Raw genomic sequence first — 13,549 nt, forward strand, 5'->3', positions numbered from 1 at the left:
CTGAAGATTACTGCTTGTCAGGCAATAAGTAGGTTCAATTTCAACAGCCTAACGTGGATTCAGCAAATGCTTGCTTCGTGATCTATTTCCAGTTGCCCGGTTTTAGGATTTAAGCAGTTTGAAACTCATTCTGTGAATGGGAGACGGGCCATGTTCTTGAATAGCCTTGCGGTGATCTACGGTTGGATATCCTTTGTTTCTATCCCAATGATATTGGGGGTATTTGGCATGCATTTCCTTCATCAAATCGTCTCGGTAGGTCTTGGCCAAAACCGAGGCAGCGGCAATGGACAGAAATTTAGCATCTCCTTTGACCACACATTGATAAGGAATGAAATTGTAGGGCAAAAATCGATTGCCATCCACCAGAATATGCTCAGGCCGGGGATCCAATTGGTCCAAACTTCGGTGCATTCCCAAAATCGAAGCTTTGAGAATATTGATCTGATCAATCTCTTTATGATCCACCATGGTTACTCCGTATGCGATGGCATCTTTGAGGATAACCTCGCGAAGAGTATATCGGTCTTTTTCGCTAAGTTGCTTGGAATCGTTGAGCTTTTTGTGGTAGAAATCCTCCGGAAGAATAACCGCCGCAGCACTCACCGGACCAGCCAGACATCCTCTACCTGCTTCGTCGCAGCCTGCTTCAAGTAAACCCTGAGTATGAAAAGGTTTGAGCATAGTTTTAAGTTCTCCGAATTAAGGAGTTCGGACAAACTTAATGGTTTAAGAAGACTCTTTTAAAGGGAGACAACTAACCACCTCCCCACAAAATTCCTACTGCACACGCACCCACTGCCCAGAATCAATCAAGGGCTCGGCTTGCTTGTACTTAACGGTCTTTTTCTCGCCGGTCATGATGTTTTGAATATCGACGCGTTCGTTGCGACCAATTTTCTTTTCTACCCGAACAGGCTCTTTCTTCTGTTGTGGAGCACTTGGGTCATGGTAATCCTGACCCTGCTGCATTTCCTCTGGAGCTCCTCCTCGACTTGCTTGAGTTTTGGGTTGCTCACGACGCGGCAAATTATCTCCTTGGCTCACTTGTGGGGCTTCTGCTTGAGGCAATCCGGCTTTCACCAGGAAGGAAACGATTTCCTTGTTCACCTTAGACACCATGGTTTTGAACAGCTCAAAAGATTCGAACTTGTAAATCAACAATGGATCTTTCTGCTCGTGTTGGGCAAATTGCACCGACTGACGGAGATCATCCATTTCGCGAAGGTGTTCTTTCCAATTTTGATCGATCATGGCCAGAATCACTCCTTTTTCCAAGGCTCGAACGGCTTCTTTACCTTCGGAGTTTACGGCTTTTTCCAAATTGGCCACAACCTGAATCGAACGTCGTCCATCGGTAAACGGTACAACGATGTTTCTAAAGGTAGCACTCTGGTTTTCGTAAACATCCTTGATCACTGGGAACGCCATTTGAGCAATCAAATCAGACTTGGTCTGATAATGATTCATCATTTTGTCGTAAAACTCCTGACCCATTTGTTGAGGATTTCCTTTTAGGAATTCTTCTTCACTCAATGGAGTTTCCATTCCGAACGTCCGGAAACACTCATCGCGGTAACCTACAAAGTCTTTTCCATCATGGTACATGTGCGTCATGTCGAGGCACAAGTCGTGGATCATATTGGAGATATCAACCTGAATTCGCTCACCGTACAAGGCGTGCTTACGACGGGTATAAATCACCTCACGCTGAGAGTTCATTACATCATCGTATTCCAGCAATCTTTTACGTACACCGAAGTTGTTTTCCTCCACCTTACGCTGAGCTCTTTCGATGGATTTGGTAATCATACTATGCTGAATTACCTCTCCTTCTTTTAGCCCCATGCGGTCCATCAACTTGGAGATCCTTTCGGATCCAAACAGACGCATCAAGTTATCTTCAAGCGACACAAAGAACTGGGAAGATCCTGGGTCTCCCTGACGACCGGCACGACCACGTAACTGACGGTCAACACGACGAGATTCGTGTCTTTCCGTACCAATAATGGCCAAACCTCCAGCTTCTTTTACGCCTTCGCCCAGCTTAATATCGGTACCACGACCGGCCATGTTGGTGGCAATCGTTACGGTTCCAGGCTTACCTGCCTCAGCAACAATGTCTGCTTCCTTTTGGTGCAGCTTCGCGTTCAGTACCTGGTGGCGCACATTTTGGCGCTTCAGCATTCTACTGAGCAACTCCGAAATCTCTACCGAAGTAGTACCTACCAATACAGGTCTGCCTTCATTCACCAAACGAACGGTTTCGTCAATAACAGCATTGTATTTCTCACGAACGGTTTTGTAAACCAAGTCTTCCCGGTCATCACGCTGGATCGGACGGTTTGTTGGAATAACAACCACATCCAATTCATAGATCTCATGGAATTCACCTGCTTCCGTTTCAGCCGTACCCGTCATACCTGATAGCTTGTGGTACATCCGGAAGTAGTTCTGCAAGGTTACGGTTGCATAGGTCTGCGTTGCCGCTTCAATCTTTACATTTTCCTTGGCTTCAATAGCCTGGTGCAAACCATCGGAATAACGACGACCTTCCATGATACGTCCGGTCTGCTCATCCACAATCTTCACCTTGTTGTCCATGATCACGTAGTCCACGTCTTTTTCAAACATGGCGTAGGACTTCAACAACTGATTAACGGTGTGAATTCGTTCCGACTTAACAGAGTAATCAGAGATCAGGCGATCCTTCTCTTTGATCTTGTCTTCGTGGTTTAAATCAGAACGTTCGATTTTGTCGATTTCCGTTCCGATATCGGGCATGATGAAGAAATTCGCGTCATCACTTTCCCCGGTCACCAATTCAATACCCTTTTCCGTCATTTCCACCGAGTTCATCTTCTCTTCGATCACGAAGAACAATTCGGCATCTACAACGGGCATTTCTTTTCCTTGATCCTGGAGGTAGTAGTTCTCCGTTTTGGTCAAGTGAGCTTTAATTCCAGGCTCACTCAAAAACTTGATCAGAGCCTTATTCTTAGGCATAGCACGGTAGGCACGGTAAAGTGCCATACCACCAGCCTCAGCTGCTTTCTTATCTGGATTGCCCGACAAGTATTTTTTCGCATCAGCGATGAGGGTATTCACCAACTTACGCTGAGCACCCACCAAAATCTCAATTTTTGGCTTCAGCTCCATAAACTCGTGCTGGTCTCCCTTTGGAGTAGGACCAGAAATAATCAATGGAGTACGAGCATCATCAATCAGTACGGAGTCAACCTCATCCACGATGGCGTAGTTGTGCTTACGCTGCACCAAGTCGTCGGGTGAACTGGCCATATTGTCACGGAGGTAGTCAAAACCAAATTCATTATTGGTTCCGTAAGTCACATCCGAACGATACGCGTTTCTTCTTTCTTCAGAATTCGGTTGGTGCTTATCGATACAGTCTACCGTCAATCCATGGAATTCAAACAAAGGAGCCATCCATTCGGAGTCCCGTTTGGCCAGGTAGTCGTTTACCGTTACCAGGTGCACCCCTCTACCGCCGAGGGCATTGAGAAACACAGGAAGCGTTGCTACGAGGGTTTTACCTTCACCCGTAGCCATCTCCGCAATTTTTCCACTGTGGAGAACCATACCACCAATCAGCTGAACATCGTAATGCACCATGTCCCAGGTAATCTCATTACCCGCCGCCAACCAGCGATTTTGCCAATGGGCTTTTCCGCCTTCTACGGTCACGTGACCTTTGATCACAGCCAGGCTTTCATCCGAAGGACTGGCGGTTACCGTTACTACCTCGTTTTCTTTAAAACGACGTGCAGTCTCCTTGATCAGGGCAAAGGCTTCAGGAAGCGCTTCGTCCAGGGCTTTATCCAGTTTAGAGGTGATTACCTCTTCCAGTTTATCTATTTGATCGTAAATCGCCTCTTTCTCATGAACGTCTATCTCAAAGTTGCCATCCGCTTTGGCTTTCAACTTATCGATTTCATCTTGCTCAGTAGCAAGCTGATCGTGAATAGACTTTTTCAGTTTTTGGGTGCGTTCGCGAAGTTGGTCGTGGGTTAAGCCGGACAGACTGTCGAAGATCTGGTTGATCTCTTTTACCCGAGGCTCGAGAGCCTGGATATCTTTCTCCGATTTATTGCCGACAAATAAGTTGAGCAGCTTTGATACAAATTCCATTTCTTAGCTCGATTGTGTTTTTCCAAGTCTGCAAAAATAGCGGAAAATATGAGGTAGAGCAGGGCTTTCACACCCAGGAATGTTATAGGGTATTAAAATACTCAGTTAGTCGACGTTAGGGTATGTTTTCCCTTACTGAACAATTAGTTTGTGCGTATACACCTTACCGCCTACTTCGATGTTTACGAAGTAACTTCCAGGAGCCAAAACTTTGTTCAATTCCATGGTAATGACAGAATGGGTTCCATGGTTGTAAACACTAAAATCGAGTAGGTACTCCTTGCCCAAAAAGTCGCTGATCAAAACATTCAATTCCTCTTCGTTGTTATTCGGAATTTGCAAGTAAAGATTCATTCCGTCATTCGGGTTCGGATAAAGCTGAATGTCAATGTCTATTTCCGGATTGAACGCCACCTTTCTCAAATCAAACTTGGTTTCCTTTCCGTCGAAGTCGGTCTGCTTCAAACGGTAGTAGGAAATTCCCTCCAGAGGTTTCGGATCCACTTCGTGGTATTCCTGACGCTCGTTGGTAGTTCCGGCCCCGGCAACTTCAACCACGGTTTCAAACCAATCCAAATCCTGCGTACGTTCTACTGTAAAGTAATCGTTGTTCACCTCAGAAGCGGTGATCCACACAAGATCCACCACATTATCCTCTTTGTTAGGAATAGCCTCAAAGGAGACCAATTCTACCGGAAGTGGATTTTCACTGGTAATCGATCCTAAGGAGAAAGGACTAAAAGAAGATATAGTTCCACTGGAAGTAATGGTTCCGGCGGTTGTATTTCCAGTTGTGCCTCCATTTCCTTCACTGGTCCATGATCCACCGGTGTAATGACTCACCACCAAATCACCCAGATTAGTCACATCCCCACTTCCTGTACCCCAACTCAGGGTAACACTTACCGCATTGGTACTCGCATTTCGATCCAGGGTCCAGTATTCCATTTGGCTCACGTGGTCGATCGGGGCGGTTAGGGTATTTCCAACAGCCACCCTCGGATTGTCACTGATAAACTGAGCCTGGAAGTTTGCCGAACCCGAAGATGGTGCGGAAATAGATAGCGGTCTATACATTCCATTATCCCCTACCGGGAAGGCAAATGCATCATTTCCAACTTTGGCCACTGGTCCATCCACATGGGAATTATTGGATGCTCCCGATGCCACAGAGTTATCGTAGAAAGTAATCAAATTCGCCGCATCGGAGATGATATTACCATTGGTAAAGGTCAAATCTACGGTTACTGAAATAGGTACGTTTAGCGTCACATCATCTGCGGAATTATCCAAGGTAATTCGACGGAATATTGAAGTTGGTGAAGCTCCTAAATCATTAATACTTTGAGCACCCGTTCCATCAAAAACCACCCGGCCATTGGCATTTCCAAAAGTGATGGCAATGTCAGAGTTAAAGTTGATGTCACCAGCATGGGTACACACCGTATTATAAGCCGGATAAATTCGAGAAGATCCTGTTTTTATGTAGTTAGCATCGCCGTTGTAATCATCGGCTGCGTTGTTGGCCAAAATCATTCGGCTGGTTCCATTATTGGTAAAGGTCACATCACCCTGGAATACATTTCCACCATACATATCGTCATTTCCTGACCCGTTTTTGGTAAAGGAGCTCGTTCCATTGAAAGTGGATTCCCGGCAATAAACCCGAGGTGCACTTGCCGTCACATTTCCTCCCCAGTTGCTGTTGTAATTGTACACGTAGCCTGTACCAGCTGTAATGTTAGCGGTATGAGCGGCGTTTCCATTTTGGGTAAAATTCCGGTAGTAAAGGTCACCGCTTACAAAGCTTCCTACGATTACTGTTCTTCCCGCAGCCATGGTAGACGTTCCACCATTACGGCCAAAATAGATCCCATCACTACCTGCAATGGTAGAAGCCACGGTCACATCCTGATTGTATTGGTTATTACTATTGGCATTGTAGTTACAGTAAATCTCAGAGTTGTTTGCGGTACTGCTGTTGGTCAGTGTTACCGGCCCATTAAAGGTCACATCACCATTGCTACCTAAATAAACCCGGTAGGAGGTTCCTGATCCGCGATTGGTTACTGCTGTGGCTCCAGTAACTGTTACTGACGAATTCACACCATTGGCCACATAAATCTGTGAATTATTCCCGGTAGAATTGTTATCCAATACCAAGGAATCGCCTACCGTAACCGACCCATTATTACCTACATAGATATTCGCATTGGTTGCGCTTCCGGCATTGTTTACGATCAACTTTCCGGTTACTGCTAATGTAGAGGCGTTAATATCGGTCAGGTAAACGTATGGGGTTGACCCGCTCGGAGAGTTATTCACCGTAAGGTTTCCGGCCACTGTATTTCCGGCTGAATTATAAGCCAAATACATGCGGTAAGATCCTGTGTTCGTTAAGATCAAATTGGCGCCAAAAGCATCAGAGCTACCACTTCCCATCAAGAAGTAACCCGATCCACTATTCACCAATTCTGCATTTCCGGTAAAGGTGTTTCCTCCTACGGATTGATCGTTTGTTGCTCCATTCTTTTCCAGGTAGGACGTTCCGCTATAGGTTGTTCCACGGGTTATCATTCGAGGGCCTATAAAGGTTACATTTCCTCCCCATTGGCTATCGTAGTTATAGATATATCCTGTTCCAGTAATGGTTAGTGCTTGAGGCGTACCTCCTACCTGTGTGAAATTGCGGAGATAAAGGTTTCCTCCAATAAATCCTGATCCAATGGTGATCGTACGACCATTGGCCAAAGTACCCGATCCTCCTCCGGCTCCGAAGTAAACACCATCGCAACTGGCATGCGTGCTCGACACTTGAATATTTCCATTGTAACTGTTGGAGCTGCTTGATCCATAATTGAGGTAAAACTCCGAATTGGACGATGAGTTGGCATTCACAATTTCCAAATCTCCATTGAAAATAACATCACCGCTACTTCCAAGATAGGTCCGGTAAGTGGTTCCCGCACCGTTGACCGTAAATCGGGCAAAACCACCAATCGTAATTTGAGAGTTGGATTGATTGCCGAGGTAAACGCTCGAACTCGTTCCTGTGGCATTACCGTTGTATAAGAGGGAGTCACCTACCGTGATATCTCCGGCGTCTCCGATGTAAACATTGGCAGCAGCAGCGGTACTGGTATTATTTACAACAAGCTTTCCTGTAATTGCCAGCGTACTCGCCGAAGCGGTACTGATGTATACGTAAGGACTTGAACCAGAAGCAGAGTTGTTAATGATCAGGTTACCTCCAATGGTATTTCCGGCACTGTTGTGCGCCAGGTACATGCGGTAGCTCCCAGAGTTGTTCATAGTTACATTTCCTGTAAAGGCATCAGGACTACCATTTCCCATAAGAAAGTATCCGCTTCCAGAACTGGTCAAAACCACATCCCCCATGAAGGTATTTCCTCCTACAGAAGGATCATCAGAAGCACCGTTTTTCTCCAAGGTAGCCGTCCCATGATAGGTCGTTCCCCGAGTAACATGTCTCGGTCCGGAGAAGTTCACATCACCGCCCCAAGAACTGTTGTAGTTGTAGATGTAACCTGTACCACCAGTGATGGCCAATGTTTGAGCAGTGGCTCCAACCTGATTAAAGTCCCGGAAATACAAATATCCTGCGATAAAGGAAGACCCGACTGAAATGGTACGCGTAGCTGCTAAAGTTCCTGTTCCGCCGCTGTTTCCGAAATAGATTCCATCAGATGCGGCATTGGTGGAGGACACAACGATGTTCCCGTTGTAGTTATTCGAGCTATTAGAAGAATTGTTGCAGTAAAACTGGTTATTTGTCGCGGTTGAGTTGTTGGTCATGGTTAGGTTACCGGTAAATACAAGGTCACCATTGGCACCTACATAAAAACGGTGATTTGTTCCACCTCCGGTATTCGTAAATTGGCTATGACCACTAATGTTCACGGATGAAGTCGCGTCATCACCAATGTATACATCGGCTGTTGTAGAAGTAGCATTATTGGTAACAACCAGAGAATCTCCAATGGTTACATCTCCTCCATCTCCAACGTAAATGTTTGAAGTGACTCCACTTCCCGTATTACTCACTACACACTTTCCGGTTATAGCAAGAGTTGATGCCGAAGCAGAACTCAACACAGTTACTCCAGATCCGGTGTTCGACTGGCTAACGATGACATTACCACCTACGGTATTTCCAGCTGAATTATGAGCAAAATAGATACTGCTTGTCCCCGAGTTGGTCAGGGTTACATCTGCCGTATAAGTATCCCGAGTGCCATTCCCCAAATAGATTCGGCCTGATCCCGAGTTTCGAAGTTCCGCATTACCGGTAAAGGTGTTATCTCCTGGTGAACTATCATCCGAGCCCCCCGTTTTTTCCAAATATGCGGTTCCGCTATAAGTCGTTCCACGAGTAATGATTCGAGGCCCCACAAAGGTCACATTACCACCCCAGTTACTGTAGTCGTTGTACAAATACCCGGTTCCTGTAATGGTCGCTGCTTGAGGGGTAGGTCCTACTTGGGTAAATCGACGGAAAATCAAACTTCCACCAATAAAGCTTGTTCCCACAGTCACCGTTTGACCGGCAGCCAAAGTTGAACGACCTCCTGAATTTCCAAAATAGATTCCATCACTGGAAGCATCGGTACTTGATACTTCTATATTCCCATTGTATTGGTTGTTGCTACTATCTTCATTGTTGCAGTAAATCACCGCTGTGTTGGCCGTGGCCGTATTGGTCAAATGAACGTTATCGTTAAACGTAATATCACCCCAGTTACCCAGGTAAGATGTTTTGGTGGTACCTGCTCCACTGTTGGTAACGGTTACAGGGCCATTGGCTGTGATTATGGACCCGTGGCTGGCAGCCATATAAAACACCCCGGAAGCGCCTGAAGGATTATGCACCACAATCAACGAATCTCCTAAGGTAACATCCCCTGTTCCACCCAAATATAGGTGACCGCTAGCAGCGGTGGAGGTATTGGTCAGATAGGTCTTTCCGGTAATTGCCAAGGTTGAATTTCCACCATTACTTAAATAGAGGTGCCCTCCTGATCCGCTTGTCGCATTGTTAGCAATAACGTTACCGGCAACGGTATTGCCAGCACTGTTGTAGGCCACATGCAAATGATTGGAACCGGTATTGTTCATGGTCAAATTTGCTGAGAACACATCGGGAGAACCATTTCCCATGGCCATAACACGGCTACCTGAATTTACCAATTCCGCATTGCCGGTAAAGGTATTTCCCCCAACAGAGTAGTCATCCGAAGCACCCGTTTTCTCCAGGTAAGAGGTTCCGCTAAAAGTAGACCCGCGTGCCAGTATTCTCGGACCGGTAAACGAAATGTTTCCGCCCCATTGACTATCGTAAAAATAGATATACCCAGTTCCGGTAATCGTCATGGACTGTGGAGTTCCGCCTACTTGGGTAAAGTTTCTAAAGATCAAATTTCCACCAATGAAAGAGGTTCCGACTGAAACAGTAAACCCATTGGCAAGCGTAGCACTACCTCCGTTGTTTCCAAAATGATATCCATCACCGCTGGCATCCGTATTCGATATTACCAGATTTCCGTTAAAGGTGGTGTGACTACTATCTTCATCGCCAAAAATCATGTGACTATTGGTGGCTGACGCACTGCTGGAAACTGTCGTATTTCCGTTGATGGTTACATCTCCCCAATATCCAACGTAGCACCGCTTTGTGGTTCCAGCACCCGAGTTTGTTACCGTTAATGGGCCGTTGATTGTCACCTGTGACGTACTGGAATTTCCAATGTAAACCGTTCCACTTGCTCCAGTCGGTGCGTTAGTAACAATTAAGGAATCACCGAGAGTCAAATCACCGGTGGCTCCAATGTACACATTTCCAGTAGCCGCTGTACTCGTATTGGTAACGTAGGTCTTTCCTGAAATGCTCACTCCCGAAGTAGTGGAATTACTAATGTAGGAGTGCGCCGAAGTTCCGGAAGTCGAACTCGTCAAGGTCAGGTTTCCAGCTACTGTATTTCCAGTACTGTTTTGACCGAGCACAAAATGATCACTGGCTGTATTTTCGATCGTTAGATGACCAGAAAAAACATCGGGTGACCCATCTCCCATTCTAACATAGCCGCTTCCTGAATTCACCAGGGTAGCATTTCCGGTAAAGGTGTTACCCCCTGCTGAATTATCGTCTGTGGCTCCATTCTTCTCCAAATAGGCCGTTCCACTGTATGTGGTGCCTCGGGTTATCATTCGTGGAGCGATAAAGGTTACGTTACCACCCCAGTTGCTGTTGTAGTTATAAATGTATCCTGTACCCGTAATGGTTAGAGCATGAGGCGTTGGACCGGTTTGATTGAAATTCCGTAGGAAAAGATCCCCGGCGATAAAACTGGTACCAATTGTTAAAGTTCGTCCACTTGCCAGATTGGTGGTACCCGCACTATTTCCAAAGTAAAATCCTTGAGCATTCGCATGCGTACAAGACACCTGTATGTTTTGATTGAGAGTAAGGGTACTGTACGCGTTGTTCGCACAATAGAAGCGTGAATTGGTCGCTGAAGTGCTGTTGGTCAGATCCAGGGTTCCGTTAGCAACAACATCGCCTGTGTTTCCCAAATAAACCCTCGATATAGTTCCAGATCCATTGTTGATAATGGTGGCATTTCCTCCCAGAGTTACTGTAGAAGCTGAGTCATCAGCCATATAGAGATCGCTGGTGGCAGCAGAAGCTCCGTTGAGCGCATACAAGGTTCCTGTTATCGTTAGATCTCCTCCGTTTCCTAAATAGAGATTTGATCTATTAACGCCTGCCGTTTGCCTAACCCGAGCACTCCCGTTTACAGTTACGGTGGAGTTCGAATTATTGGCCACTACAACGTTGGCAAAGGTTCCGGTAACGGCCTGATTGATCACCAACGAATCATTGACCACAATGGTAGCCTGCTCACCGAAATAAATACTACTGGTAGTTGCTGATCCGGTGTTGTTAAGCGTCGTTTTACCTTGAACGGTAAGTCCAGTTCCATTAACTCCTCCAAAGTACATGCTATTGGAGCCTCCGGTAGGTGCATTGTTTGCGGTTAGAGTACCGCCCACATAGTTTCCAGCCGAATTATAAGCCAGATAAAGGTTGTGACTTCCGGAATTGGTCATGATCAAGTTAAGCTGAAAGGTGTCTGGCGTTCCATTACCCATGAGGAAGTATCCACTTCCGGAATTCACTAGTTCGGCATTTCCCAACACGATATTTCCACCCACTGAGGCATCATTGGTGGCCCCGGTTTTTTCCAGGTACAAGGTTCCTGCATATCTGGATCCTCGAGAGTACATTCTCGGAGCTGTAAAGGAGATATTACCTCCCCAGTTGTTATTATAGCTGTTCAAATACCCCGTTCCGGTAATGGTAATCGATTGAGCAGTAGTTCCGCTCTGAGTAATGTTTCTAAGCAACAGGTTACCGGCACTGTAAGCAGCACCCACGGTAATGGTTTTCCCAGCAGCGAGAGTAGCGGAACCACCTGAGTTACCAAAGAAAATCCCGTCACAACCGGCACCGGAAGAAGACAATAAAATGTTTTCCTGATACTGATTGGCACTAGCCGTTCCGTTATGTAAGTAAATTTCTGAGTTGGTGCTGGTTGCGCTGTTGGTGATAGTAAGGTTGCCATTGAAGGTCATGTCACCATTGTTCCCCATATAAATTCGGCTGGTTGTAATGGCTCCCTGGTTGGTGATTGCAGTGGCACCGTTGAGCACCACAGCCGAGGCAGTTCCGTTAGCTACAGCAACCTGACTCGTTGTTCCGGTTCCGTTATTCACAATAACTAAGGAGTCTCCTATAGTCAAGTCCCCTTGTTCAGCTAGATAAATAGTTGACGAAGTTGCAGTGGACGTTTGGTTGATGCGACATTTTCCTGAAATAGATAGTGAGGCGGTCGATGCATTGGAGATGTAGATGTTACCATCCGTTCCTGAGCCACTTGAGTTGACTACTAAGTCTCCACCAATATAGTGCCCCACTCCATTCTGGGCCATGTAGAAGCGATAACTTCCGGTATTGTTTGCGGTAACATTCAAGGAGAAGGTATCTGCCGTACCGTTACCCATCATGAGATAGCCAGAGCCCGTACAGTTTAAAATGGTATTCCCTACCACAAAGTTTCCTCCTGAAGAAGAGCTATTCACCGTACCGTTTTGGGTAATGGTAAGCGTTCCATTATACCGGGAGGTTTGGGTATATACAACAGGTGCAACACAAGTAAAATCACCATTCCAGGTATTGCCACGCATATCCAATCGAGCAGTTCCCGTAAGGGTGATAGACTGGGCAGTGGCTCCCAATTGAGTAACATTTCTTAAATCCAGGTAATTGGCTGCATAACCACCACTCCCAATAAGAAATTGGTTACCTGCTGTAAGGGTGGCCGTTCCGTTGTTGCTTCCAATGGTTATGCGATCAGTTCCTGTATTGTTGAGAGTAACGTTACAGTCAAAATAACTACCAGCAGCAGCATAGGTCATGTGAATCCGATTGGATCCTGAATTGTTAATTTCTAAAGCTGTGCGAAAAGTGTCTGGAGATACATTGGCCGATAACAAGTAACTGGTTCCAGTGTTTCTAATCCAGGTTGAATCGTTGAATACGTTTCCTCCATTTCCGTGTGCAGAGGAGGCTCCGTTATGGGTAAGATCAGCTTTGCCATTGAAGGTACTACCGTTGAGGTACATTCGGGCGGTGACGCAGGTTACAGGAACATCGAATTGAGTTCCTCTGAAATAAGTGGTTCCCGTTGAATTTATACTGCAAGATCCTCCGGTACTTCCATCCACCATGACACCATCGGTAAAATCGATGGCACCTGTTATGGAAAAGGTATTTCCGTTTACATCAAGGGTATCTCCGTAGCCACTGACCGTGAGACCACCCACGGTAGGGGCAATATCCAGGACGCACTTTCCTGTACCATTACCATTGAAGATGGCCGTATTACCAGCACCAGGCACGCTGGCACCAGCGGCACCTCCTGATGAGGTTGACCAATTGCTTACATCATTCCAATTACCTGTGGATGAAGCTACCCAATACCGTGATTGGCTCCATCCCGAAAAAGCGCTGAGTAAAAATACCAGCAGCGTCCACCGGGCCATACTTACTTATTCTCTCCGTTAATCGAATTTCAATTCCTGCACTTGTGAAATTCTAAAATCTGATCCTTTTTTAATTCAACTCGTGAATTTAGTGTTTAAGGTTTGGGTAGATGATCTATAATAACGCAAGGAATTAACATTGGTTTCTTAATACAGACAAAGTCCGACCATCTTCGACAAGCCGCATCCCTAAATCCCTTTATGTGCCTGGGCTACAGAATAAATCAAAAAAAAACACCGCCTTAAAAAAAGTGCGGTGTTTTCAAATTTCGATCAG

General features: G+C 46.0%; 3 protein-coding genes. All 3 read right to left on the reverse strand.

The genetic code is table 11. The features are described 5' to 3' along the window. Positions 1-102 precede the first annotated feature (102 nt). Positions 103-684 carry a ribonuclease HII gene (locus tag KFE98_05060; GenBank protein ID UTW63524.1) on the reverse strand — a complete coding sequence of 194 codons (582 nt, stop codon included), beginning with the start codon at positions 682-684 and terminating at the stop codon, positions 103-105. A gap of 96 nt (positions 685-780) precedes the next feature. Beyond that, positions 781-4,149, reverse strand: coding sequence for a preprotein translocase subunit SecA (secA, locus tag KFE98_05065; GenBank protein UTW63525.1), 3,369 nt, complete (start codon positions 4,147-4,149; stop codon positions 781-783). Positions 4,150-4,281: 132 nt separating this feature from the next. After that, positions 4,282-13,272, reverse strand: a complete 8,991-nt coding sequence (locus KFE98_05070) for a T9SS type A sorting domain-containing protein (GenBank protein UTW63526.1) — start codon at positions 13,270-13,272, stop codon at positions 4,282-4,284. Between the last annotated feature and the right edge of the window lie 277 nt (positions 13,273-13,549).

This window comes from bacterium SCSIO 12741, assembly GCA_024398055.1.
Classification (GTDB): domain Bacteria; phylum Bacteroidota; class Bacteroidia; order Flavobacteriales_G; family Salibacteraceae; genus SCSIO-12741.

Coding starts and splice junctions, on each gene's coding strand:
- KFE98_05060 (UTW63524.1), bottom strand. CDS start 684: ATGCTCAAACCTTTTCATACTCAGGGTTTACTTGAAGCAGGCTGCGAC.
- secA (UTW63525.1), bottom strand. CDS start 4,149: ATGGAATTTGTATCAAAGCTGCTCAACTTATTTGTCGGCAATAAATCG.
- KFE98_05070 (UTW63526.1), bottom strand. CDS start 13,272: ATGGCCCGGTGGACGCTGCTGGTATTTTTACTCAGCGCTTTTTCGGGA.